The sequence below is a fragment of the Vibrio sp. KUL78 genome (assembly GCF_059725505.1).
Window position 1 is genome coordinate 380,674 of record NZ_AP045837.1, and the last position, 25,681, is coordinate 406,354.

A 25,681-nucleotide genomic window follows, 5' to 3' on the forward strand; every position below is an offset into this window, starting at 1 on the left:
TGGAACGATAATAGCTTTAGATTACTAAGGTAGTTTAAAGTCAGTATTCATTGAGCCTCCCCTATTTATTTAGGGAATCAAAACTTTAAATTGAAGAGTTTGATCATGGCTCAGATTGAACGCTGGCGGCAGGCCTAACACATGCAAGTCGAGCGGAAACGAGTTAACTGAACCTTCGGGGAACGTTAACGGCGTCGAGCGGCGGACGGGTGAGTAATGCCTGGGAAATTGCCCTGATGTGGGGGATAACCATTGGAAACGATGGCTAATACCGCATAATAGCTTCGGCTCAAAGAGGGGGACCTTCGGGCCTCTCGCGTCAGGATATGCCCAGGTGGGATTAGCTAGTTGGTGAGGTAATGGCTCACCAAGGCGACGATCCCTAGCTGGTCTGAGAGGATGATCAGCCACACTGGAACTGAGACACGGTCCAGACTCCTACGGGAGGCAGCAGTGGGGAATATTGCACAATGGGCGCAAGCCTGATGCAGCCATGCCGCGTGTGTGAAGAAGGCCTTCGGGTTGTAAAGCACTTTCAGTCGTGAGGAAGGCGTTGTAGTTAATAGCTGCATCGTTTGACGTTAGCGACAGAAGAAGCACCGGCTAACTCCGTGCCAGCAGCCGCGGTAATACGGAGGGTGCGAGCGTTAATCGGAATTACTGGGCGTAAAGCGCATGCAGGTGGTTAGTTAAGTCAGATGTGAAAGCCCGGGGCTCAACCTCGGAACTGCATTTGAAACTGGCTGACTAGAGTACTGTAGAGGGGGGTAGAATTTCAGGTGTAGCGGTGAAATGCGTAGAGATCTGAAGGAATACCGGTGGCGAAGGCGGCCCCCTGGACAGATACTGACACTCAGATGCGAAAGCGTGGGGAGCAAACAGGATTAGATACCCTGGTAGTCCACGCCGTAAACGATGTCTACTTGGAGGTTGTGGCCTTGAGCCGTGGCTTTCGGAGCTAACGCGTTAAGTAGACCGCCTGGGGAGTACGGTCGCAAGATTAAAACTCAAATGAATTGACGGGGGCCCGCACAAGCGGTGGAGCATGTGGTTTAATTCGATGCAACGCGAAGAACCTTACCTACTCTTGACATCCTCAGAAGAGACTGGAGACAGTCTTGTGCCTTCGGGAACTGAGAGACAGGTGCTGCATGGCTGTCGTCAGCTCGTGTTGTGAAATGTTGGGTTAAGTCCCGCAACGAGCGCAACCCCTTATCCTTGTTTGCCAGCACTTCGGGTGGGAACTCCAGGGAGACTGCCGGTGATAAACCGGAGGAAGGTGGGGACGACGTCAAGTCATCATGGCCCTTACGAGTAGGGCTACACACGTGCTACAATGGCGCATACAGAGGGCAGCCAACTTGCGAAAGTGAGCGAATCCCAAAAAGTGCGTCGTAGTCCGGATTGGAGTCTGCAACTCGACTCCATGAAGTCGGAATCGCTAGTAATCGTGGATCAGAATGCCACGGTGAATACGTTCCCGGGCCTTGTACACACCGCCCGTCACACCATGGGAGTGGGCTGCAAAAGAAGTGGGTAGTTTAACCTTCGGGAGGACGCTCACCACTTTGTGGTTCATGACTGGGGTGAAGTCGTAACAAGGTAGCCCTAGGGGAACCTGGGGCTGGATCACCTCCTTATACGAAAGATTATTGCGATGAGTGTTCACACAGATTGATTGGTTTTTATTAATAAAGACGAAAGAGCTTTAATTAATGTTTAGTCATTGATTAAAGCTTTTTGCTTTAAGCTCTTTAACAATTTGGAAAGCTGACGAATAACATTTGATTAATGTTATTCATTTAAAAGTTCTCAAATCCTAATCGACCTTTTTATTAAGGAACGTTAGGTACCAACACACATTCAAGTGTTCTTGGAATTTGAGTCCGGCAAAATCGAGTCTGCATCATGTATAAAAATTGCAGACAACTTTGGTTACGTAACAAAGACCCTTTGGGGTTGTATGGTTAAGTGACTAAGCGTACACGGTGGATGCCTTGGCAGTCAGAGGCGATGAAAGGCGTAATAACTTGCGATAAGCTCAGATTAGGTAGTAATAACCTTTGAGTCTGAGATTCCTGAATGGGGAAACCCACCTGCATAAGCAGGTATCGCTGAGTGAATACATAGCTCAGCGAGGCGAACCGGGGGAACTGAAACATCTAAGTACCCCGAGGAAGAGAAATCAACCGAGATTCCGAAAGTAGCGGCGAGCGAAATTGGATTAGCCCTTAAGCTTTTAATGAGACAGGTGAAGGCTCTGGAAAGTGCCGCGATACAGGGTGATAGCCCCGTAACCGACATCTCATCATCAGTGAAATCGAGTAGGGCGGGACACGTGATATCCTGTCTGAATATGGGGGGACCATCCTCCAAGGCTAAATACTACTGACTGACCGATAGTGAACCAGTACCGTGAGGGAAAGGCGAAAAGAACCCCCTGTGAGGGGAGTGAAATAGAACCTGAAACCGTGTACGTACAAGCAGTAGGAGCACCTTCGTGGTGTGACTGCGTACCTTTTGTATAATGGGTCAGCGACTTATATTCAGTGGCAAGGTTAACCGTTTAGGGGAGCCGTAGGGAAACCGAGTCTTAACTGGGCGTTCAGTCTCTGGATATAGACCCGAAACCAGGTGATCTAGCCATGGGCAGGTTGAAGGTTGAGTAACATCAACTGGAGGACCGAACCGACTAATGTTGAAAAATTAGCGGATGACTTGTGGCTAGGGGTGAAAGGCCAATCAAACCTGGAGATAGCTGGTTCTCCCCGAAATCTATTTAGGTAGAGCCTCGGATGAATACTACTGGGGGTAGAGCACTGTTAAGGCTAGGGGGTCATCCCGACTTACCAACCCTTTGCAAACTCCGAATACCAGTAAGTACTATCCGGGAGACACACGGCGGGTGCTAACGTCCGTCGTGGAGAGGGAAACAACCCAGACCGCCAGCTAAGGTCCCAAATTATAGCTAAGTGGGAAACGATGTGGGAAGGCTTAGACAGCTAGGATGTTGGCTTAGAAGCAGCCATCATTTAAAGAAAGCGTAATAGCTCACTAGTCGAGTCGGCCTGCGCGGAAGATGTAACGGGGCTAAGCTATAAACCGAAGCTGCGGCAATATATTTTGTATATTGGGTAGGGGAGCGTTCTGTAAGCCGTTGAAGGTGAACTGTAAGGTTTGCTGGAGGTATCAGAAGTGCGAATGCTGACATGAGTAACGATAAAGGGGGTGAAAAACCTCCTCGCCGGAAGACCAAGGGTTCCTGTCCAACGTTAATCGGGGCAGGGTGAGTCGACCCCTAAGGCGAGGCCGAAAGGCGTAGTCGATGGGAAACGGGTTAATATTCCCGTACTTCTTACAATTGCGATGGGGGGACGGAGAAGGCTAGGTGGGCCTGGCGACGGTTGTCCAGGTTCAAGTGCGTAGGCTTGAGAGTTAGGTAAATCCGGCTCTCTTTAAGGCTGAGACACGACGTCGAGCTACTACGGTAGTGAAGTCATTGATGCCATGCTTCCAGGAAAAGCCTCTAAGCTTCAGATTGTAAGGAATCGTACCCCAAACCGACACAGGTGGTCGGGTAGAGAATACCAAGGCGCTTGAGAGAACTCGGGTGAAGGAACTAGGCAAAATGGTACCGTAACTTCGGGAGAAGGTACGCTCCTCGCGGTGAAGTCCCTTGCGGATGGAGCTATGGGGAGTCGCAGATACCAGGTGGCTGCAACTGTTTATTAAAAACACAGCACTGTGCAAAATCGTAAGATGACGTATACGGTGTGACGCCTGCCCGGTGCCGGAAGGTTAATTGATGGGGTTAGACTTCGGTCGAAGCTCTTGATCGAAGCCCCGGTAAACGGCGGCCGTAACTATAACGGTCCTAAGGTAGCGAAATTCCTTGTCGGGTAAGTTCCGACCTGCACGAATGGCGTAATGATGGCCACGCTGTCTCCACCCGAGACTCAGTGAAATTGAAATCGCTGTGAAGATGCAGTGTACCCGCGGCTAGACGGAAAGACCCCGTGAACCTTTACTACAGCTTGGCACTGAACATTGACCCTACATGTGTAGGATAGGTGGGAGGCTTTGAAACTAGTACGCCAGTATTAGTGGAGCCGTCCTTGAAATACCACCCTTGTAGTGTTGATGTTCTAACGTTGGCCCCTTATCGGGGCTGCGGACAGTGCCTGGTGGGTAGTTTGACTGGGGCGGTCTCCTCCCAAAGAGTAACGGAGGAGCACGAAGGTGGGCTAATCACGGTTGGACATCGTGAGGTTAGTGCAATGGCATAAGCCCGCTTGACTGCGAGAATGACAATTCGAGCAGGTGCGAAAGCAGGTCATAGTGATCCGGTGGTTCTGAATGGAAGGGCCATCGCTCAACGGATAAAAGGTACTCCGGGGATAACAGGCTGATACCGCCCAAGAGTTCATATCGACGGCGGTGTTTGGCACCTCGATGTCGGCTCATCACATCCTGGGGCTGAAGTCGGTCCCAAGGGTATGGCTGTTCGCCATTTAAAGTGGTACGCGAGCTGGGTTTAGAACGTCGTGAGACAGTTCGGTCCCTATCTGCCGTGGGCGTTGGAAGATTGAAGGGGGCTGCTCCTAGTACGAGAGGACCGGAGTGGACGAACCTCTGGTGTTCGGGTTGTGTCGCCAGACGCATTGCCCGGTAGCTAAGTTCGGAATCGATAACCGCTGAAAGCATCTAAGCGGGAAGCGAGCCCTGAGATGAGTCTTCCCTGGCACTTTAAGTGTCCTAAAGGGTTGTTCGAGACTAGAACGTTGATAGGCAGGGTGTGTAAGCGTTGTGAGGCGTTGAGCTAACCTGTACTAATTGCCCGTGAGGCTTAACCATACAACACCCAAAGGGTTTTGATGGACTCAAAGCAAGAACAAATTGAATGTGTATGAGAACGCATTAACAGCTTTCCAGATTTATTGTTTTCAGATTTTCAGAAAATCTGAAGGCAAAACAGAATTTGCTTGGCGACCATAGCGTTGTGGACCCACCTGACTCCATGCCGAACTCAGAAGTGAAACGCAATAGCGCCGATGGTAGTGTGGGGCTTCCCCATGTGAGAGTAGGACATCGCCAGGCTTTAATTTCGCACTTGCTTAGTATCTAAGCAAGTCACCATAAATCTTTAAGTTTTCTTAGAGTTTTATGTTGACTTTCAAAGTGGGAAGCGTATTATACGCACCTCGCTGAGGCACTTAAGGTGCTGAAAGCTCTCTCTTTTTAGAGAATTGCTCTTTAACAATATAAACCTATCAATCTGTGTGGGCACTCGTTGATGATAATCAAATTAGATTCTTCTCTTAATAAAGAGGGGTTTCAAATTAGGTTTTCAATGAACTGAGTGACCAATCAAGTCGAAAGACTTGGCACAGTCAATTCATTATCGTTCTGTTGGAACGATAATAGCTTTAGATTACTAAGGTAGTTTAAAGTCAGTATTCATTGAGCCGACAAAATCTTAAATTGAAGAGTTTGATCATGGCTCAGATTGAACGCTGGCGGCAGGCCTAACACATGCAAGTCGAGCGGAAACGAGTTAACTGAACCTTCGGGGAACGTTAACGGCGTCGAGCGGCGGACGGGTGAGTAATGCCTGGGAAATTGCCCTGATGTGGGGGATAACCATTGGAAACGATGGCTAATACCGCATAATAGCTTCGGCTCAAAGAGGGGGACCTTCGGGCCTCTCGCGTCAGGATATGCCCAGGTGGGATTAGCTAGTTGGTGAGGTAATGGCTCACCAAGGCGACGATCCCTAGCTGGTCTGAGAGGATGATCAGCCACACTGGAACTGAGACACGGTCCAGACTCCTACGGGAGGCAGCAGTGGGGAATATTGCACAATGGGCGCAAGCCTGATGCAGCCATGCCGCGTGTGTGAAGAAGGCCTTCGGGTTGTAAAGCACTTTCAGTCGTGAGGAAGGTAGTGTAGTTAATAGCTGCATTATTTGACGTTAGCGACAGAAGAAGCACCGGCTAACTCCGTGCCAGCAGCCGCGGTAATACGGAGGGTGCGAGCGTTAATCGGAATTACTGGGCGTAAAGCGCATGCAGGTGGTTAGTTAAGTCAGATGTGAAAGCCCGGGGCTCAACCTCGGAACTGCATTTGAAACTGGCTGACTAGAGTACTGTAGAGGGGGGTAGAATTTCAGGTGTAGCGGTGAAATGCGTAGAGATCTGAAGGAATACCGGTGGCGAAGGCGGCCCCCTGGACAGATACTGACACTCAGATGCGAAAGCGTGGGGAGCAAACAGGATTAGATACCCTGGTAGTCCACGCCGTAAACGATGTCTACTTGGAGGTTGTGGCCTTGAGCCGTGGCTTTCGGAGCTAACGCGTTAAGTAGACCGCCTGGGGAGTACGGTCGCAAGATTAAAACTCAAATGAATTGACGGGGGCCCGCACAAGCGGTGGAGCATGTGGTTTAATTCGATGCAACGCGAAGAACCTTACCTACTCTTGACATCCTCAGAAGAGACTGGAGACAGTCTTGTGCCTTCGGGAACTGAGAGACAGGTGCTGCATGGCTGTCGTCAGCTCGTGTTGTGAAATGTTGGGTTAAGTCCCGCAACGAGCGCAACCCTTATCCTTGTTTGCCAGCACTTCGGGTGGGAACTCCAGGGAGACTGCCGGTGATAAACCGGAGGAAGGTGGGGACGACGTCAAGTCATCATGGCCCTTACGAGTAGGGCTACACACGTGCTACAATGGCGCATACAGAGGGCGGCCAACTTGCGAAAGTGAGCGAATCCCAAAAAGTGCGTCGTAGTCCGGATTGGAGTCTGCAACTCGACTCCATGAAGTCGGAATCGCTAGTAATCGTGGATCAGAATGCCACGGTGAATACGTTCCCGGGCCTTGTACACACCGCCCGTCACACCATGGGAGTGGGCTGCAAAAGAAGTGGGTAGTTTAACCTTCGGGAGGACGCTCACCACTTTGTGGTTCATGACTGGGGTGAAGTCGTAACAAGGTAGCCCTAGGGGAACCTGGGGCTGGATCACCTCCTTATACGAAAGATTATTGCGATGAGTGTTCACACAGATTGATTAGGTTTATGAATTAAAGACGATGCTTGGGTCTGTAGCTCAGGTGGTTAGAGCGTTCGCCTGATAAGCGAGAGGTCGGTGGTTCAAGTCCACTCAGACCCACCAATCTTCCTCCCAGATGATTGGCGGTAAGCATCACACTGATGGGGCTATAGCTCAGCTGGGAGAGCGCCTGCCTTGCACGCAGGAGGTCAGCAGTTCGATCCTGCTTAGCTCCACCATTTTTAAGCACATTTCTTTTTAATAGAAAGTCTTAAGTGTTCTTAAAAATGGTTCTTTATGAATCAAGCTCTTTAAAAATTTGGAAAGCTGACGAATAACATTTGATTAATGTTATTCAATTAAAAGTTCTCAAATCCTAGATGATTTAATCATTTAGGTACCAACACACATTCAAGTGTTCTTGGGAATAGCGAAAGCTATTCATATTTGAGTCCGGCAAAATCGAGTCTGCATCATGTATAAAAATTGCAGACAACTTTGGTTACGTAACAGAGACCCTTTGGGGTTGTATGGTTAAGTGACTAAGCGTACACGGTGGATGCCTTGGCAGTCAGAGGCGATGAAAGGCGTAATAACTTGCGATAAGCCCAGATTAGGTAGTAATAACCTTTGAGTCTGGGATTCCTGAATGGGGAAACCCACCTACATAAGTAGGTATCGCTGAGTGAATACATAGCTCAGCGAGGCGAACCGGGGGAACTGAAACATCTAAGTACCCCGAGGAAGAGAAATCAACCGAGATTCCGAAAGTAGCGGCGAGCGAAATTGGATTAGCCCTTAAGCTTTTAATGAGACAGGTGAAGGCTCTGGAAAGTGCCGCGATACAGGGTGATAGCCCCGTAACCGACATCTCATCATCAGTGAAATCGAGTAGGGCGGGACACGTGATATCCTGTCTGAATATGGGGGGACCATCCTCCAAGGCTAAATACTACTGACTGACCGATAGTGAACCAGTACCGTGAGGGAAAGGCGAAAAGAACCCCTGTGAGGGGAGTGAAATAGAACCTGAAACCGTGTACGTACAAGCAGTAGGAGCACCTTCGTGGTGTGACTGCGTACCTTTGTATAATGGGTCAGCGACTTATATTCAGTGGCAAGGTTAACCGTTTAGGGGAGCCGTAGGGAAACCGAGTCTTAACTGGGCGTTCAGTCTCTGGATATAGACCCGAAACCAGGTGATCTAGCCATGGGCAGGTTGAAGGTTGAGTAACATCAACTGGAGGACCGAACCGACTAATGTTGAAAAATTAGCGGATGACTTGTGGCTAGGGGTGAAAGGCCAATCAAACCTGGAGATAGCTGGTTCTCCCCGAAATCTATTTAGGTAGAGCCTCGGATGAATACTACTGGGGGGTAGAGCACTGTTAAGGCTAGGGGGGTCATCCCGACTTACCAACCCTTTGCAAACTCCGAATACCAGTAAGTACTATCCGGGAGACACACGGCGGGTGCTAACGTCCGTCGTGGAGAGGGAAACAACCCAGACCGCCAGCTAAGGTCCCAAATTATAGCTAAGTGGGAAACGATGTGGGAAGGCTTAGACAGCTAGGATGTTGGCTTAGAAGCAGCCATCATTTAAAGAAAGCGTAATAGCTCACTAGTCGAGTCGGCCTGCGCGGAAGATGTAACGGGGCTAAGCTATAAACCGAAGCTGCGGCAATATATTTTGTATATTGGGTAGGGGAGCGTTCTGTAAGCCGTTGAAGGTGAACTGTAAGGTTTGCTGGAGGTATCAGAAGTGCGAATGCTGACATGAGTAACGATAAAGGGGGGTGAAAAACCTCCTCGCCGGAAGACCAAGGGTTCCTGTCCAACGTTAATCGGGGCAGGGTGAGTCGACCCCTAAGGCGAGGCCGAAAGGCGTAGTCGATGGGAAACGGGTTAATATTCCCGTACTTCTTACAATTGCGATGGGGGGACGGAGAAGGCTAGGTGGGCCTGGCGACGGTTGTCCAGGTTCAAGTGCGTAGGCTTGAGGAGTTAGGTAAATCCGGCTCTCTTTAAGGCTGAGACACGACGTCGAGCTACTACGGTAGTGAAGTCATTGATGCCATGCTTCCAGGAAAAGCCTCTAAGCTTCAGATTGTAAGGAATCGTACCCCAAACCGACACAGGTGGTCGGGTAGAGAATACCAAGGCGCTTGAGAGAACTCGGGTGAAGGAACTAGGCAAAATGGTACCGTAACTTCGGGAGAAGGTACGCTCCTCGCGGTGAAGTCCCTTGCGGATGGAGCTATGGGGAGTCGCAGATACCAGGTGGCTGCAACTGTTTATTAAAAACACAGCACTGTGCAAAATCGTAAGATGACGTATACGGTGTGACGCCTGCCCGGTGCCGGAAGGTTAATTGATGGGGTTAGACTTCGGTCGAAGCTCTTGATCGAAGCCCCGGTAAACGGCGGCCGTAACTATAACGGTCCTAAGGTAGCGAAATTCCTTGTCGGGTAAGTTCCGACCTGCACGAATGGCGTAATGATGGCCACGCTGTCTCCACCCGAGACTCAGTGAAATTGAAATCGCTGTGAAGATGCAGTGTACCCGCGGCTAGACGGAAAGACCCCGTGAACCTTTACTACAGCTTGGCACTGAACATTGACCCTACATGTGTAGGATAGGTGGGAGGCTTTGAAACTAGTACGCCAGTATTAGTGGAGCCGTCCTTGAAATACCACCCTTGTAGTGTTGATGTTCTAACGTTGGCCCCTTATCGGGGCTGCGGACAGTGCCTGGTGGGTAGTTTGACTGGGGCGGTCTCCTCCCAAAGAGTAACGGAGGAGCACGAAGGTGGGCTAATCACGGTTGGACATCGTGAGGTTAGTGCAATGGCATAAGCCCGCTTGACTGCGAGAATGACAATTCGAGCAGGTGCGAAAGCAGGTCATAGTGATCCGGTGGTTCTGAATGGAAGGGCCATCGCTCAACGGATAAAAGGTACTCCGGGGATAACAGGCTGATACCGCCCAAGAGTTCATATCGACGGCGGTGTTTGGCACCTCGATGTCGGCTCATCACATCCTGGGGCTGAAGTCGGTCCCAAGGGTATGGCTGTTCGCCATTTAAAGTGGTACGCGAGCTGGGTTTAGAACGTCGTGAGACAGTTCGGTCCCTATCTGCCGTGGGCGTTGGAAGATTGAAGGGGGCTGCTCCTAGTACGAGAGGACCGGAGTGGACGAACCTCTGGTGTTCGGGTTGTGTCGCCAGACGCATTGCCCGGTAGCTAAGTTCGGAATCGATAACCGCTGAAAGCATCTAAGCGGGAAGCGAGCCCTGAGATGAGTCTTCCCTGGCACTTTAAGTGTCCTAAAGGGTTGTTCGAGACTAGAACGTTGATAGGCAGGGTGTGTAAGCGTTGTGAGGCGTTGAGCTAACCTGTACTAATTGCCCGTGAGGCTTAACCATACAACACCCAAAGGGTTTTGATGGACTCAAAGTAAGAACTTTGAATGTGTATTTAGACTTTTAAATCAGTTTTCCAGATTTATTGTTTTCAGATTTTCAGAAAATCTGAAGGCAAAAACAGAATTTGCTTGGCGACCATAGCGTTGTGGACCCACCTGATTCCATGCCGAACTCAGAAGTGAAACGCAATAGCGCCGATGGTAGTGTGGGGCTTCCCCATGTGAGAGTAGGACATCGCCAGGCTTTAAATTAAGGAACCACGTTGTAGAACGTGTTTGCCACTGCGGAGTGGTAGTTCAGTTGGTTAGAATACCGGCCTGTCACGCCGGGGGTCGCGGGTTCGAGTCCCGTCCACTCCGCCACTTATTAGAAAACCCGATGTGAAAGCGTCGGGTTTTTTATTATCTAAGATTTGGTTGCTCCTTTTCAAGGGAGTCGAGTCCCGGTTGATGGCAACCCCCGCCATTTCGCCACTTATTAAGAAGTCTCGTCTAACGACGAGGCTTTTTTACGTTTGTAAGATTCCAAACTGTCTCAAAGCCTTCTTTAGTTCCTCATTAAAAGTGTTCCGTCTCTAGTATTCAGTTGCCCCAGTTGCTCTCATACTTGTTTAGCAGACTTCTATTTCTAATTTAGTAACCGACCGTTTGCATTGATTCTTTAGATTTAAACTTAATTTTTCTCGCAAATTTAACCGTGGTCATAATTTTAGTTAGCTCTGCTTTTAAAGATATCGCTGTCATGTATTCTTCATTAAAATGCAATATTTCGTACGTTAACGGTATCTGAGCTAGAAAATGAAGTTAAAAAATCAGACATATTTATTATCGCTAATTATCCTAATAGCCGTAGTAGCAGTTGCTATTTCGGGGCTTTGGTCCCTGCGTGTCGCCAGTAATAGCGATAACAAGGCTAGGGTAACTGAGATCTTTACCAGCACTTACTCAACGGTCGTTGAGCTAGAAAAGCTTGCTCAGGACGGCACACTCTCTGAGTCAGAAGCAAAAGCAATCGCTACCCGTATACTCAGAAACAATGTGTATAAAGACAATGAGTATGTGTATGTTGCCGATGAGCAGATGATTTTTATTGCTGCTCCCTTAGATCCTCAACTACATGGCACTAGCTTCCACGATTTCAAAGACAGCACCGGTCGCAGCGTTGCGGATATCATCCTAAGTAAGCTTGGTAACACCACAGGAGCTCTGATTGAATATCATTGGTCTCAAGCTCTTCCTGACGGATCTGTGGAGGACAAACTTTCAATTGCTGAGCGAACGCCACATTGGAACTGGGTTGTTGGTACTGGGATTGGCTTTAATGAGGTGAACGAACGTTTTTGGTCAACCGCCAAATGGCAGCTTTCATTTTGTTTGGCCATCATAGTCGCCATCGTTGGTCTATTATTGATTTCTCTAAGTCGAATGACTTCTATTCTTGGTGGAGAGCCTTCTGATGTACTTAAGGCTGTAAGAGATGTCGCAGATGGCAAGCTAAAGACTCGCTTTGAGCATAAGGCGATAGAGGGCAGTATCTTTCACTCGGTGCAAACGATGAACTTATCGCTCGCTGCACTGCTCTCTAGCATCGAAAAGGTAACAGCTTCGATCACAACACAATTATCCGACGCAGACTCTCGCTCATCGGTAATTGCATCTCTTACATCGACTCAGCAGCAAAGTACCGAAATGATAGCCACAGCGATGACCGAAATGGCGTCTTCGGCTTCTCACGTTGCTCAGTCGGCAACAGATGCAGCACTTAGCACTGATGAGGCTGATAAGCAGAGCCAACAGGTGAGTGAACTCATTCTTGCAACCGTTTCTAATATCGAAGGCCTGGCTACTCAGTTGGAGGGCGCTAGCGCAGCAGTCTCCGACCTAGATAGCGACGTGCATAACATTGCGCGTGTTCTCGATGTGATAGGCGATATTGCAGAACAAACCAACTTGTTAGCGCTGAATGCTGCGATAGAGGCAGCGCGAGCAGGAGAGCAGGGAAGAGGGTTTGCGGTAGTAGCCGATGAGGTTCGAAACCTAGCGGGTCGCACGCAGCAAAGTACCAAAGAGATTCAGGAGATGATTGGAAACCTGCAGTCAGGCTCTCAGAATGCCATCCAAAGCATCTTACTATGTGCAGAGACAAGCCAAGCAACCGTATCGGAGTCACAAACAGCTTCACAAGCGTTACAGGAGGTTGTGTTGAGTCTTGAGGCTATTACAGAAAAGAGCCAGCAGATAGCGACAGCTGCGGCAGAGCAGACCGAGGTTAGTGATGATATCTCTCAGCGTATCAATATGATTGAGCATAGTGGTAGTGAGTTAAGAAGCGTTGTGGACGAAACCAAGCGTTCAACACAAACTCTGAACCAGCTTTCTGAAGACTTAAGTTCGAAAGTAGCTCGTTTTGAGGTGGCATAATGCGAAACACAGCGAGTTGTAGGCGTTAAAATAGATACTTTTTTGGTGCTTAAGAACTATCTCGAGCCTAGCAATAACGTGGTCTAAAAATGGCTGACCCACTGCCAGGGCTTGTTTTTGAGCACCAAACGAATAAAAATAGAACGCTGAGTATATAAAAGCAACAAACGATATTTTTTTTGCAATTTAGTGTTGACCTAAAGACCGAAAAACCGTTTAATACACCTCGTCGCCCGGATAGCTCAGTCGGTAGAGCAGAGGATTGAAAATCCTCGTGTCGGTGGTTCGATTCCGCCTCCGGGCACCACAATTTAAATTGTTGGTGCTAAGACAATTAGTACGAGCAATAACAAATAAAGTGTCGCCGACTTAGCTCAGTAGGTAGAGCAACTGACTTGTAATCAGTAGGTCACCAGTTCGATTCCGGTAGTCGGCACCATTTATTACTTAAAGTAATTCCCCCTTAGTTCAGTTGGTAGAACGGCGGACTGTTAATCCGTATGTCGCAGGTTCGAGTCCCGCAGGGGGAGCCACTTTCAAAAGTAAGCGAAAGCTTGCTTTAAGTGCCGACTTAGCTCAGTAGGTAGAGCAACTGACTTGTAATCAGTAGGTCACCAGTTCGATTCCGGTAGTCGGCACCACTTTATTGCTAAAAGCAATTCCCCTTAGTTCAGTTGGTAGAACGGCGGACTGTTAATCCGTATGTCGCAGGTTCGAGTCCCGCAGGGGGAGCCACTTTAAAAAAGCCGCATCGAAAGATGCGGCTTTTTTGCATTTAATGCTCCCAAGCTTTGTAAACTTGATGCCACAACGCTGACACTAACTCATATCAATCTTAATCCCCCTGAGCGGATTTTTCTCTTGAGATTCACTTTCTTGAATCTTTAGCATTAGCCTGAGATCATTTTGAGAGTCTGCACTGTGCAAAGCGTCTTCTTGATTGATCTTTCCTGCCCTAACCAATTGATATAGCGCCTGATCAAATGTTTGCATTCCAACATCATTACTTTTCGTCATTGCTGCTTTGAGCTCGTGCAGCGCGCCTTTGCGGATAAGGTCTGAGATTCTTGGACTGCTCAGCATAACCTCAAAAACCCCATGCCTACCTTGTGCATGTTTATCTCTAATAAGCTGCTGAGCGACAATGCCTCTGAGGTTCGCTGAGAGATCAAACAGGAACTGCTCCTTACGCTCTTTTGGCACTAAGTGAAGTATCCTCTCTAAGGCTTGATTAGCGTTGTTCGCATGTAGGGTTGCCATACATAGGTGACCCGTTTCGGCAAAAGCCATTGCGTACTCCATGGTTGAACGGTTACGAATCTCGCCAATGACGATCATATCTGGTGTTTGTCGAAGAGAGTTTTTAAGTGCGATGTCGTAGCTTTCAGTGTCTAGCCCTACTTCCCTCTGGGTAACAATGCATTTTTGATGTTGGTGGACGAACTCGATAGGGTCCTCCACCGTCAGTATATGTCCACTGCGGTGGCGGTTCCTGTAACCTGTCATTGCCGCCATGGTTGTAGACTTACCAGAGCCAGTTCCTCCAACGATCAGCACTAGTCCACGCTTGGCGATAGCAAGATCTTGTACTACATCAGGAAGTGCGAGTTCTTCAAAACTGGGAATGTGAGTTTCGATACGCCTTATGACCGCACCTGGCAGTTCTCTTTGAAAGAACGCACTCACACGGAAGCGCCCATAAGTCTTAACAATGGCAAAATTAGCTTCTTTACTTGCTTGGTAGTCTTGATAACTCGTGCTATCCATTACCTCTTGTAGCAGTGAGTGAACATCGTGGTGATGTAGGGCTGAGCCGTGCGGCTTTAGATCTCCATCCACTCTGAATAAGACGGGGGCATCCGCGGTTAAATAAAGATCGGACGCTCTACACTCGAGCATCTGCTTCAAAATACTATCCATCGTGTCCATAGATATGACCTACAGAGGCATCGGTTGTTGTAAGGTGACTCTTTTATTTATCTCCTCAACATCGACCAACCCTTGTGATAAGAGTTGCTGAGCATTCTGCTCCATCGTTTGCATGCCGTGCGCTGCGCCTGTTTGAATGACCGAAAACATTTGAGCTACCTTGTCTTCACGTATTAGATTCCTGATCGCAGGGGTTCCCATCATAATCTCGTGACATGCTACCCGACCACCACCGAGGCGCTTTAGAAGTGTTTGGGCAATCACGGCTCTTAATGATTCAGACAGCATAGAGCGGACCATACCTTTCTCCTTTGCCGGGAAAACGTCAATGATTCGGTCAATAGACTTTGCAGCGGAATTCGTGTGCATCGTGCCGAACACTAAGTGCCCTGTCTCGGCCGCGGTCAGGGCGAGACTGATGGTTTCATGGTCTCTTAATTCACCCACTAGGATGATGTCAGGATCTTCTCTAAGCGCCGATCTGAGGGCTGCTTTAAAACTATGGGTATCTCGGTGTACTTCTCGTTGATTGACTAGGCATTTCTTATTGCGATGCACAAACTCAATGGGGTCTTCAATAGTAAGGATGTGCTTGTTTTGAAACTCGTTGATGTGATTTACCATTGCTGCAAGCGTGGTGGATTTTCCTGAGCCTGTAGGACCTGTCACAAGCACTAATCCATTTTCGAGGTTCGCTAATTCCGCAAACTTTCTTGGGGCGTCAATCTCTTCGAGTGTTGGAGGGGATGTGGGTATATTTCGAAACACGGCAGCACAACCGCGGGATTGATTAAATGCATTAACGCGAAAGCGACCAATATTCGAGAGTTCAAAGGAGAAGTCGATTTCTAGATGTTCTTCATATTCACTGCGCTGCTTGTCATTCATGATGTCAAAGATGAGCCGATGCACATCCGATTGTTCGAGTGATGGTATCTCCAGTTTTCTGACTTCACCATCAATTCTAACCATGGGGGAAACCCCAGCAGAAAGGTGTAGATCTGATGCATTATGCTTTACACTGAAGTCTAGTAACTCGGTGATATCCATTCATTTTCCTTTTGACTTTATATCTATGACTAGCATTCAGAACAATATACAAATTATCAACTCGCAAATTGCGGCTACGGAGCAAAAATGCGGGAGAGTGCAAGGTGAGGTGCAATTGCTCGCGGTAAGCAAAACCAAGCCTGTGGAAGCCATCTTAGAAGCGTGCCAATCTGGGCAGCGTATGTTTGGTGAAAACTATGTGCAAGAAGGTGTGTCTAAGGTAGCGCTGTTCAGAGAACAACACTCTGATCTCGATATCGAATGGCACTTTATCGGTCCGATTCAATCCAATAAAACCCGCCCTGTTGCGGAGCATTTTGACTGGGTTCATACCATTGATAGAGCTAAAATTGCTCAGCGCTTAAATGATCAAAGACCGGAAAATATGTCGCCGATACAAGTGCTCATTCAGGTGAACACTAGTGGTGAAACCAGTAAGTCTGGAGTCAATGATGAGCAAGTCTTTGAACTTGCGCAGTTGATATCTGAGTTGCCAAACCTCACGTTAAGAGGAGTGATGTCAATTCCGGAAAATGTTAGCGACTACGAGTCACAGTTAGCTGCGTTTAAGGGACTTGCTGAAGTTAAAGCGAAATTGGCACAGAAATACCCAAGTGTTGATACTCTGTCGATGGGCATGAGTGGCGACATGGAAGCTGCGATTGAAGCGGGAAGTACCATAGTTCGTATTGGTACCGCTATATTTGGCGCAAGAGATTACAGTAACAAAGCTTAGTTAGCGCCGCTCACAAGCTCTCATTTAGGAACAGATTCATGGAACAAAGAAAAGTCGCGTTTATTGGCGCGGGTAATATGACGCGCTCAATTGTGGCTGGACTCGTCGCAAGTGGCTACGAGCCTAGTTCTATTACTGCGACCAATCGCAGCGAAGCAAAGCTCATTGCAATGCAGCAAGACTTTGGTGTGCAGGTAACCACAGATAATGTTGCCGCTGCGGAGCAGGCTGACGTTATCGTTATGGCAGTGAAGCCTCAGTTGATGGAAGAGGTCGCAAAACCGCTTCAAGGCATCGATTTTAGTGGTAAGTTAGTGATCTCTATTGCTGCGGGCATCAACGTAGCAAGGATGCAGCAGATGTTTGGCTGCGAGCTAAATCTGATTCGAGTGATGCCAAACACGCCATCGCTGGTTGGTAAGGGTATGAGTGGTCTTTTTTGCTTCTTCTGTAACGCCACAAACCGATAAGCAGTTTGCGGGTGATTTAATGCAAGCTGTTGGCGAGGTATGCTGGGTCGAACAAGAATCCGGTATTAACGATGTGATAGCAGCTGCAGGCAGTGCGCCAGCCTACTTCTTCTTGTTTATGGAAGCGATTCAACAGCAGGCGATAGAGAGTGGTTTTGATTCCGAGACGGCTCGTATGCTGGTTCAGCAAACGGCGTTGGGTGCCGCCACTATGGTCGTTGAGAACCCTGAAACGGATCTTGCGACGCTTCGTCAGCAGGTTACCTCTAAAGGTGGGACCACAGCAGAAGCCGTGCGCACCTTTGAAGAAAGTGATATTCGTGGCATTGTAGCCAAAGCGATGCAGGCGGCAGTAACGCGTGCAGAAGAAATGGAAAAACTGTTCTAATCCCAATAATGATAATTCGTAAGGGCTTTATATGAATTCAATGAGTTTTTTAGTCTCGACCTTGTTTGATCTCTATATCATGGTCGTTATTTTGCGTATCTGGCTGCAAGCCGCTCGCGCTGATTTTTACAACCCATTCTCTCAATTTATCGTCAAAGCGACCCAGCCAGTGGTAGCGCCGCTGCGTCGTGTTATTCCATCGATCGGCAGTATCGATATGGCAACGGTTCTATTTGCTTATCTACTCAGCGTGGGTAAGTTTGTCGCGTTGGTTCTGGTTTCGTCGGGTGGCAACATTAGCCTAGATGCAGGCTTCTTTATTTGGGGTGGCTTGTCGTTACTAAAAGCTGCTGGCGGTCTATTGTTCTGGGTGCTTTTGATCCGCGCTATCCTGAGCTGGGTTAGCCAAGGTCGTAGCCCAATCGAGTATGTGTTTCATCAACTAACTGAGCCTATGTTGGCGCCAATTCGCCGCATTATTCCAGCGATGGGCGGATTTGACCTCAGTGTGTTAGTACTGTTTATCTTACTGCAGTTTGCTAACTTCCTGATGGGTGATTTGATTGGTCCAATCTGGTACCGACTATAATGCCAGCGGTTGTTAGGGTCGGTGACGATCTTATCCTGCGTATCTACGTACAGCCTAAAGCAAGCCGAGACAAATTGGTGGGGGAGCATGGCGATGAGTTTAAAGTTGCAATTACAGCTCCTCCTGTCGATGGCAAGGCGAATGCCCACCTGAGCAAATATTTGGCGAAGCAGTTTAAAGTAGCGAAAGGTCAGGTAGTGATAGAGAAGGGGGAATTGGGACGGCATAAGCAATTGCGGATTGTCGCGCCAACTCAGATCCCGAACGAATTCCAAGCCCTCTTATGAGGGCTTTTTACAAGGAGAGATAGGATGAAAAAATCGTTGTTATTCATCTTTGCAATACTTGCGAGTGGTCTAGCACAAGCTGGACAGTTTAAAACCATCAAAGATGCTGAGGTGCACTATGTGGTGTTTAACTCAACCTTCATGACGCCGCAAATTGCTCGCAGCTATGGTCTCAAGCGAAATGAATTTACCGCTACGGTGAATGTGAGTGTGTTAGATAGAGCAAGTACCGGTAAACCTGCAATGGCGGTTGGGATTGAAGGCTCTGCAAAAAACCTCATCGGTCAAACGAGAACGCTCGAGTTTAAGGAAATTAAAGAGGGAGATGCGATATACTACCTCGCTCAATTTCCTATCGTAAACGAAGATACCTACAAGTTCACGATTGATATTGACGCAGGAAACAAAGGGCGTGGTCCTATTTCCTTTAGCCAGAAACTCTATGTTGAACAATAATCTCGAGACATCCCCATGAACAAAAAAATCGTCCTAGCGACAGGAAACCAAGGCAAAGTAAAAGAGATGGCAGACTTGCTGTCTGATTTTGGTTTTGAGGTTCACGCTCAAAATGAGTATCAGGTTTCTGAAGTTGAAGAAACGGGTACTACGTTTATCGAAAACGCCATTATTAAGGCGCGCCATGCTGCTCAGGAAACGGGTCTTGCAGCCATTGCCGACGATTCTGGTCTAGAGATTGACTACCTAAAAGGTGCGCCTGGTATTTACTCTGCTCGTTACTATGGTGAAGGGGCGACAGATAAGCTCAACCTAGAGAAAGTACTGAGCGAGATGCAAGGTGTCCCTGAAGAGCAAAGAACAGCGCGTTTCCATTGTGTGTTGGTATTGATGCGACACGCCGCCGATCCTACTCCAATTGTTTGTCATGGAAAGTGGGAAGGGCGCATCTTAACCGAGGCGAGTGGTGAGAATGGCTTTGGTTATGATCCAATCTTTTTTGTCCCTGAAGAAAACTGTGCATCTGCAGAGCTTGAACCAGTGCGCAAAAAGCAGCTGTCTCACCGTGGTAAGGCGTTGAAGGAGTTATTCGCTACTATCAAGGCGCAAGGTCTATAACTCATGTCCACTCTCTCTGCGATAACGCCGCCGCCGCTTAGTCTCTACATTCATATACCATGGTGTGTGCAGAAGTGCCCTTACTGTGATTTTAACTCTCATGCGCAAAAGGGTGAGATACCACAGCAGGCATACATTACTGCGCTTTTAGAAGACTTAGACGCTGATATTGCCCGCTATGAACTGGTTGATGATGAGCGTCCACTGCACTCGATCTTTATTGGTGGTGGAACGCCAAGCCTCATTGCTCCTGAGTTGATTCAGGAACTGCTAGATGGAGTAAGGCAGCGCATTCCATTTCGTGATGATATCGAAATCACCATGGAAGCGAACCCAGGGACAATCGAGGCTGCGAGGTTTAAGCGTTATCAAACTGGTGGGGTAACTCGTATTTCAATCGGAGTGCAGAGTTTTCAGCAGCAAAAGCTTGAGCGACTAGGTCGTATTCACGGTGAAAGTGAAGCAATCAATGCTGCAAAGCTAGCGCACACCATTGGCTTAAACAGCTTTAACCTAGATTTGATGCACGGACTTCCTGAACAGTCTGTCAGTGATGCACTGGGCGACTTGCAGCAAGCCATTGACCTAGCGCCACCACATTTGTCTTGGTATCAATTGACTATCGAGCCAAATACGCTGTTCTACTCAAAGCCGCCAACCTTGCCTGATGATGATGATCTTTGGGATATCTACGAGCAAGGACACAAGATGCTCGAGGAAGCGGGTTATCAGCAATATGAGGTGTCGGGCTACAGTAAGCCGGAGTACCAGTGTCAGCATAACCTTAACTACTGGCGATTCGGTGACTACCTTGGTATTGGTTGTGGTGCTCACGGTAAGCTGAGCTTTGAAGATGGGCGAATTGTTCGTACCACCAAGGTGAAGCATCCGCGAGGGTATCTGAATATGCTGAAACCGTATTTGGATTCTGAAACTCATGTCGAAGCTGATGAAAGACCGTTTGAGTTCTTTATCAACCGACTACGTCTACTCGAAGCGTGTCCAAAATCAGAGTTCACAGAAAGAACAGGTTTGCCGTTAGATGCCATACGAACTCCAATGAACTATTGCATCGAAAATGGCTACATCGATGATTTGGAGCATAGCTGGATTGTGACGGAAAAAGGAAAGCTATTCCTAAACGATGTGCTGGAGCAATTTGAACTCGAGTAGTCGTTAAGTTCGCATTACTGTAGGTAAAATAAGAAGCTGGTGGATACCAGCTTCTTTCATTTCAATAGTTAGAAAATTGAGCGACCAATTCTTTCCGATAGCATCTCTAAAGCACGAGTACCGGCGAGTGAGTTGCCTGACTTATCGAGCTCTGGTGACCATACGGCAATCGTCATTTCTCCTGGGACGATCGCGATGATCCCGCCGCCAACACCGGATTTTCCTGGCATGCCGACTCGGTAAGCGAACTCTCCCGCGCCATCATACAGTCCACAGGTTGCAAGAAGGGCATTGAGCTGCTTGGTTTGTGTTGGTGTGATGATTTGCTTTTTGGTGTTGACCGACTGTCCTTGGTTGGCAAGGTAACTAAAAGTCTTAGCGAGATCGACACAGCTCATCTTCAGCGCGCAGGCATGGAAGTAGTTGTTGAGTACTGGGATAACATCATTATTGAAGTTACCAAAAGAGCGCATCAGATAAGCGATAGCGGCATTTCTGTCGCTGTGCATCATCTCAGAGGCCGCAACAATCTTGTCATAGACAATATGGCTATCCCCAGATAACACGCGCACAAACTCCAACAAGCGCTGCCTCGGAGCCGAAAGGCGGCTCTGAAGCAAATCAGCCACCACGATAGCACCAGCATTGATGAATGGGTTACGAGGAATACCTTGTTCCATTTCAAGCTGGATTAGCGAGTTGAAAGCTTGACCTGATGGCTCTTTGCCAACGCGTTGCCAGATTTCTTCTGGCTTATACAGCATCATAGCAAGCGTAAGGCTCAGGGCTTTCGAGATCGATTGAATAGAGAAGCTCTCTTCAGCATCACCAGCGGTGATGACCTCACCTTCGTTGGTGTAGACCGCGATACCTAATTTGTTGCTTGGCACATTGGCAAGAGCAGGAATATAGTCCGCGACTTTGCCTTGTCCAATCAGCGGTTTTACTTCGCTTAAAATGGTAGAAAGGATCTGTTTTGTTGGTTTCATGGTTATTGTTCTCCCAACATTAGCGCTAAAAAAAGCCAACGGTAGGTTGGCTTTTCATTAATAACGTATCGCAGTGTGCTTACGCAGTGCGACGGTACTTGATATCCCAAACACCGTGACCTAGACGGTGACCACGAGCTTCGAACTTAGTCAGTGGGCGCTCTTCTGGGCGTGGTACGAAATCACCATCGGTAGCAATGTTTTCAAAACCAGGTGCTTCATTCATCACCTCTACCATGTGCTCAGCGTAGTTCTCCCAGTCTGTTGCCATGTGGAAAATACCAGACTCAGGGATAAGTTTAGTTCTTACCATTTCTGCAAAATCTAGCTGAACAATACGGCGCTTGTGGTGACGCTTTTTGTGCCATGGGTCTGGGAAGAACAGTTGCAGCGTGCTTAGGCTGCCTTCAGGGATCATGTTAGCGAACACTTCAACCGCATCGTGACACATTACACGTAGGTTCGTTACACCCGCATCACGTGCAGAAGACAGACAAGCACCAACGCCTGGGCTGTGCACTTCAATACCGATGAAGTTCTTCTCTGGTGCGTTCTTTGCCATTTCAACCAGCGAAGCGCCCATACCGAAACCAATCTCTAGTACTACTGGGTTGTTATTGCCAAACACCTGTTTCCAGTCGAGTAGTGACTCTTGATAATCAATACCCATCGTTGGCCAGCACGCTTCCATCGCCGCCTCTTGGCCTTTTGTTAGACGTCCTTCGCGACGAACAAAACTGCGAACTTTGCGAATCAGTTTGCCATCTTCAGTGTATTCGTTAGTAGTCACTTCACTCATTGGTTTAGCCTGTTCATTCAATAATCAGAGCGGGAATTATCCAAAGAATTTGCCATCAAGCAAGCATTATTGGATCAGAAATTCACGCGGTTTTACTTCTGTTACTAAGTGTGGTGCAATTTCCGGCAAATTATAAGAGAGAAGAGAAACATTGTGACGCCTTTTGCACGCTCAATATTAGACTGGTACGACAAATTTGGTCGTAAACAGTTGCCGTGGCAGCATGACAAAACCGCTTATAAAGTGTGGCTGTCTGAGATCATGCTTCAGCAAACCCAAGTCGCGACGGTCATCCCATACTACGAGCGCTTTCTAGAACATTTCCCAACAGTCGAATCATTGGCTAATGCGCCACAAGATGAGGTATTGCACCTTTGGACTGGCCTTGGCTACTACGCGAGAGCGCGCAATCTACATAAAGCCGCCAAAGTGGTTGTTGAGCAACATGGAGGCGAGTTTCCGTTGAGCCTAGAAGAGATGAACGCATTGCCGGGAGTTGGTCGCTCAACCGCCGCCGCAGTCCTGTCCTCGGTTCATAAATTGCCACATGCGATTCTTGATGGAAACGTCAAACGCACCTTGGCTCGTAGTTTTGCCGTGGAAGGCTGGCCAGGGCAGAAAAAAGTGGAAAATCAGTTATGGGAGATTGCTGAGCAACATACACCTGAAGTCGATACTGATAAATATAATCAGGCCATGATGGATATGGGGGCGATGGTCTGTACGCGCAGCAAACCTAAGTGCACACTCTGTCCTATTGAGTCATTGTGTGCGGCGAACAAGCAAGGAAACCCCCTCGACTATCCGGGCAAAAAGCCTAAGAAACAAAAGCCAGAGAAAGAGACCTGGTTTGTGATTGTTAAGCACAACCAAGAGCTGTGGCTTGCTCAGCGCCCGCAGACGGGGATTTGGGGAGGGCTGTTTTGTTTTCCTGAAAGCCCAACAGCGGATATTGAGCCAGTACTCGAGGGGTTAGGCATTCGTGAAGCCATGGTAGCCTCTAAAGACGTTGAGATAGCGTTTAGACATACCTTTAGTCATTATCACTTGGATATCACCCCAATCGTCGTGACGCTGAACCAGCTTCCGACAATGATGATGGAAGAGTCTAAAGGTCTTTGGTATAACATTACCCAACCAGAAAAGGTGGGGCTGGCTGCACCAGTGAAGCAGCTGATTGACACCTTACAACGACATTAATTGAGGATAACATTATGAGCCGTATGGTTTTTTGTGCTCGTCTACAGAAAGATGCTGAAGGCCTAGACTTTCAACTGTACCCAGGTGAGCTGGGTAAGCGTATCTTCGATAATATTTCTAAAGAAGCGTGGGCGGAGTGGCAATCTAAGCAGACGATGCTGATCAATGAAAAGAAGCTGAATATGATGGATCCTGAACATCGTAAGCTGCTTGAAGCTGAGATGGTTAACTTCTTGTTTGAAGGAAAAGACGTCATTATCGACGGCTACACGCCACCATCTGAGTAATTGACCAAGGAATGAATCAAGCACCACCCCACGGGTGGTGTTTTTAAATGGTATCTATGAAGAAGTTAATCTATTTTTTAACGCCGCTGCTATTGCTCGGTTGTAGCCGTGAGTTCATCGAAAAGATCTATGATGTGAACTACGAACCAACTAACCGCTTTGCTAAGAATTTGGCTCAACTGCCAGGCCAGTACGTTAAAGATGTTGCTGCACTGGATGCGCTTATCAGCAGCTTTAACGGCAACATCGAGAAGCGCTGGGGTAGCCGCGAGATTAAGGTTGCAGGCAAGAGTAACTACGTTAAATACATAGATAACTATTTGAGTCGTGCTGAGGTTAACTTCAGCAAAGGTTTGATTACCATAGAGACCGTATCACCGACAGAGCCTGAAAAGCACCTCAAAACAGCGATCGTGACGACGCTGCTTACACCAGATGATCCATCGAGTGTAGATTTGTTCTCATCAAAGGGGATTACGCTCGAAGGTCAGCCATTTTTGTACAATCAGGTTGTCGACCAAGAGAAGAAGCCGATTCAATGGACTTGGCGTGCCAATCGCTTTGCTGACTATCTGATCGCGAACAAGCTCAAGACTAAGAATGTTGATTACAAGAAGGCATATTACGTCGAGATCCCTATGGTTGCTGACCACTTTCAGCAGCGAAGTTACCAATATTCAGATATCGTTCGCCGCGCATCAAAGCGTTACGATATTCCAGAAGATCTGATTTACGCCATTATCAAAACCGAGAGTAGTTTCAACCCGTATGCTGTGAGCTGGGCGAATGCCTATGGCTTGATGCAGGTGGTGCCGAAGACGGCAGGGCGAGATGTGTTTAAGCTCGTGAAGAACAAACCGGGAGAGCCAACACCGGAGTACTTGTTTAATCCAGAGCAGAACATTGATACCGGCACTGCGTACTTCTATATTTTGAAAAACCGCTACCTTCGTGATGTACGTCACCCGCTGTCGCTGGAGTACAGCATGATCTCGGCGTACAACGGTGGTACTGGCGGCGTACTAAACACCTTCCACCGTACAGACCGAAAACGGGCGATGAACGATCTTAATTCACTGCAGCCGAATCAGGTTTATTGGGCACTGACTAAAAAGCACCCGAATGCAGAGGCGCGTCGTTATTTAGAGAAAGTAACTAAATTCAAAAAAGATTTTAATGCTGGAAAAGGCTAATTTTGCCAAATTTGCCTAAAACAAATACGATCCGCTGAAAAATGCAGCGCTTGAACGCTTTTTTAAAGTTTTTTTCAAAAAAGCGTTGACGGGAGGACCGAAAATCCGTTTAATAGCGCCCCGTTGCCCGGATAGCTCAGTCGGTAGAGCAGAGGATTGAAAATCCTCGTGTCGGTGGTTCGATTCCGCCTCCGGGCACCACAATTTAGATTGTTGGTGTTGTTAACAGAAACACGAGCAATAACAAATAAAGTGTCGCCGACTTAGCTCAGTAGGTAGAGCAACTGACTTGTAATCAGTAGGTCACCAGTTCGATTCCGGTAGTCGGCACCATTTATTTGCCTCGATAGCTCAGTTGGTAGAGCAGCGGATTGAAAATCCGCGTGTCGGTGGTTCGACTCCGCCTCGAGGCACCATTATTTAGTGTAAAGCTGATAATGGTCTTACGACCTAGCTTACACAAATAATTCCCCCTTAGTTCAGTTGGTAGAACGGCGGACTGTTAATCCGTATGTCGCAGGTTCGAGTCCCGCAGGGGGAGCCACTTTAAGAAAAAAGCCGTATCGAAAGATACGGCTTTTTTCGTTTCTACGGTTTCTGATTTCAAAGTCATAAAAAAAGCCC

At 48.0% G+C, this 25,681-nt stretch carries 14 protein-coding genes, 12 tRNA genes, 6 rRNA genes and 1 pseudogene; 29 read left to right on the forward strand and 4 right to left on the reverse strand.

What is annotated here, in order from left to right; genetic code table 11:
* The first annotated feature begins 87 nt into the window (after positions 1-87).
* From AC6I8Y_RS02025 to AC6I8Y_RS02095, 15 genes are all read left to right on the forward strand, one after another.
* A 16S ribosomal RNA gene (locus AC6I8Y_RS02025) occupies positions 88-1,640 on the forward strand.
* A 325-nt stretch (positions 1,641-1,965) separates the two neighbouring features.
* Positions 1,966-4,854: ribosomal RNA gene (locus tag AC6I8Y_RS02030) — 23S ribosomal RNA — on the forward strand.
* 127 nt (positions 4,855-4,981) lie between these two features.
* Positions 4,982-5,097: ribosomal RNA gene (gene rrf / locus AC6I8Y_RS02035) — 5S ribosomal RNA — on the forward strand.
* Between the two features lie 381 nt (positions 5,098-5,478).
* A 16S ribosomal RNA gene (locus AC6I8Y_RS02040) occupies positions 5,479-7,030 on the forward strand.
* Between the two features lie 66 nt (positions 7,031-7,096).
* Positions 7,097-7,173 (forward strand) — tRNA-Ile (locus AC6I8Y_RS02045).
* A gap of 40 nt (positions 7,174-7,213) precedes the next feature.
* Positions 7,214-7,289 (forward strand) — tRNA-Ala (locus tag AC6I8Y_RS02050).
* A gap of 293 nt (positions 7,290-7,582) precedes the next feature.
* A 23S ribosomal RNA gene (locus AC6I8Y_RS02055) occupies positions 7,583-10,473 on the forward strand.
* Positions 10,474-10,600: 127 nt separating this feature from the next.
* Positions 10,601-10,716, forward strand: a 5S ribosomal RNA gene (gene rrf, locus AC6I8Y_RS02060).
* The 16S, 23S and 5S rRNA genes sit together here with 3 tRNA genes alongside, the layout of an rRNA operon.
* A gap of 42 nt (positions 10,717-10,758) precedes the next feature.
* A tRNA-Asp gene (locus tag AC6I8Y_RS02065) sits at positions 10,759-10,835 on the forward strand.
* Positions 10,836-11,270: 435 nt separating this feature from the next.
* Complete coding sequence (locus tag AC6I8Y_RS02070; RefSeq protein WP_498020704.1) at positions 11,271-12,893, forward strand: methyl-accepting chemotaxis protein; 1,623 nt, start codon at positions 11,271-11,273, stop codon at positions 12,891-12,893.
* 231 nt (positions 12,894-13,124) lie between these two features.
* Positions 13,125-13,200, forward strand: a tRNA-Phe gene (locus AC6I8Y_RS02075).
* A gap of 56 nt (positions 13,201-13,256) precedes the next feature.
* Positions 13,257-13,332: transfer RNA gene (locus AC6I8Y_RS02080), tRNA-Thr, on the forward strand.
* Positions 13,333-13,350: 18 nt separating this feature from the next.
* Positions 13,351-13,426: transfer RNA gene (locus tag AC6I8Y_RS02085), tRNA-Asn, on the forward strand.
* Positions 13,427-13,458: 32 nt separating this feature from the next.
* Positions 13,459-13,534 (forward strand) — tRNA-Thr (locus tag AC6I8Y_RS02090).
* Positions 13,535-13,552: 18 nt separating this feature from the next.
* A tRNA-Asn gene (locus AC6I8Y_RS02095) sits at positions 13,553-13,628 on the forward strand.
* Positions 13,629-13,712: 84 nt separating this feature from the next.
* On the opposite strand, the gene AC6I8Y_RS02100 is transcribed toward AC6I8Y_RS02095, so the two are convergent.
* Positions 13,713-14,822 (reverse strand): PilT/PilU family type 4a pilus ATPase, encoded by a 1,110-nt coding sequence (locus AC6I8Y_RS02100; protein WP_394152856.1) that lies wholly within the window; start codon positions 14,820-14,822, stop codon positions 13,713-13,715.
* Between the two features lie 9 nt (positions 14,823-14,831).
* Positions 14,832-15,872 (reverse strand): type IV pilus twitching motility protein PilT, encoded by a 1,041-nt coding sequence (locus AC6I8Y_RS02105; RefSeq protein ID WP_498020705.1) that lies wholly within the window; start codon positions 15,870-15,872, stop codon positions 14,832-14,834.
* 25 nt (positions 15,873-15,897) lie between these two features.
* Here AC6I8Y_RS02105 and AC6I8Y_RS02110 point away from each other — a divergent pair, with 25 nt between their 5' ends.
* From AC6I8Y_RS02110 to hemW, 7 genes and pseudogenes are all read left to right on the forward strand, one after another.
* Entirely contained in the window at positions 15,898-16,608 is a 711-nt protein-coding gene (locus AC6I8Y_RS02110; RefSeq protein WP_498020706.1) for a YggS family pyridoxal phosphate-dependent enzyme, read from the forward strand.
* Positions 16,609-16,646: 38 nt separating this feature from the next.
* Positions 16,647-17,466, forward strand: a pseudogene (proC, locus tag AC6I8Y_RS02115) (pyrroline-5-carboxylate reductase).
* Between the two features lie 31 nt (positions 17,467-17,497).
* Positions 17,498-18,055 (forward strand): YggT family protein, encoded by a 558-nt coding sequence (locus tag AC6I8Y_RS02120; RefSeq protein ID WP_128650533.1) that lies wholly within the window; start codon positions 17,498-17,500, stop codon positions 18,053-18,055.
* On the forward strand, positions 18,055-18,342 hold the full coding sequence (yggU, locus tag AC6I8Y_RS02125; RefSeq protein WP_042475818.1) for a DUF167 family protein YggU: 288 nt from the start codon (positions 18,055-18,057) through the stop codon (positions 18,340-18,342). The genes AC6I8Y_RS02120 and yggU overlap by 1 nt, the downstream gene beginning before the upstream one ends.
* A 24-nt stretch (positions 18,343-18,366) precedes the next feature.
* Positions 18,367-18,798, forward strand: coding sequence for a DUF4426 domain-containing protein (locus AC6I8Y_RS02130; RefSeq protein WP_252013319.1), 432 nt, complete (start codon positions 18,367-18,369; stop codon positions 18,796-18,798).
* A 15-nt stretch (positions 18,799-18,813) separates the two neighbouring features.
* Positions 18,814-19,416, forward strand: a complete 603-nt coding sequence (locus tag AC6I8Y_RS02135; RefSeq protein ID WP_498020707.1) for an XTP/dITP diphosphatase — start codon at positions 18,814-18,816, stop codon at positions 19,414-19,416.
* Between the two features lie 3 nt (positions 19,417-19,419).
* On the forward strand, positions 19,420-20,589 hold the full coding sequence (hemW, locus tag AC6I8Y_RS02140) for a radical SAM family heme chaperone HemW (RefSeq protein WP_394152865.1): 1,170 nt from the start codon (positions 19,420-19,422) through the stop codon (positions 20,587-20,589).
* Between the two features lie 68 nt (positions 20,590-20,657).
* Here hemW and glsB read toward each other — a convergent pair whose 3' ends face one another.
* Both glsB and trmB read right to left on the reverse strand, forming a co-directional pair.
* Positions 20,658-21,578: a glutaminase B gene (gene glsB, locus AC6I8Y_RS02145; RefSeq protein ID WP_042475829.1), complete on the reverse strand. Its 921-nt coding sequence runs from the start codon at positions 21,576-21,578 to the stop codon at positions 20,658-20,660.
* A gap of 79 nt (positions 21,579-21,657) precedes the next feature.
* Positions 21,658-22,377: a tRNA (guanosine(46)-N7)-methyltransferase TrmB gene (gene trmB / locus AC6I8Y_RS02150; RefSeq protein WP_394152868.1), complete on the reverse strand. Its 720-nt coding sequence runs from the start codon at positions 22,375-22,377 to the stop codon at positions 21,658-21,660.
* A gap of 153 nt (positions 22,378-22,530) precedes the next feature.
* Between trmB and mutY the strand changes: the two genes are divergently transcribed.
* The 7 genes from mutY (at position 22,531) to AC6I8Y_RS02185 (ending at position 25,601) form a co-directional block, all read left to right on the forward strand.
* Positions 22,531-23,577 carry an A/G-specific adenine glycosylase gene (gene mutY / locus AC6I8Y_RS02155; protein ID WP_498020708.1) on the forward strand — a complete coding sequence of 349 codons (1,047 nt, stop codon included), beginning with the start codon at positions 22,531-22,533 and terminating at the stop codon, positions 23,575-23,577.
* A gap of 14 nt (positions 23,578-23,591) precedes the next feature.
* Positions 23,592-23,864, forward strand: coding sequence for an oxidative damage protection protein (locus AC6I8Y_RS02160; protein ID WP_042475836.1), 273 nt, complete (start codon positions 23,592-23,594; stop codon positions 23,862-23,864).
* A gap of 56 nt (positions 23,865-23,920) precedes the next feature.
* The gene (gene mltC, locus AC6I8Y_RS02165) at positions 23,921-25,057 is read left to right on the forward strand and encodes a membrane-bound lytic murein transglycosylase MltC (RefSeq protein ID WP_042476109.1); all 1,137 of its coding nucleotides are present in this window, start codon (positions 23,921-23,923) and stop codon (positions 25,055-25,057) included.
* Positions 25,058-25,182: 125 nt separating this feature from the next.
* Positions 25,183-25,258 (forward strand) — tRNA-Phe (locus AC6I8Y_RS02170).
* A gap of 56 nt (positions 25,259-25,314) precedes the next feature.
* Positions 25,315-25,390, forward strand: a tRNA-Thr gene (locus AC6I8Y_RS02175).
* Positions 25,391-25,397: 7 nt separating this feature from the next.
* Positions 25,398-25,473 (forward strand) — tRNA-Phe (locus tag AC6I8Y_RS02180).
* Positions 25,474-25,525: 52 nt separating this feature from the next.
* A tRNA-Asn gene (locus AC6I8Y_RS02185) sits at positions 25,526-25,601 on the forward strand.
* Positions 25,602-25,681: the final 80 nt, after the last annotated feature.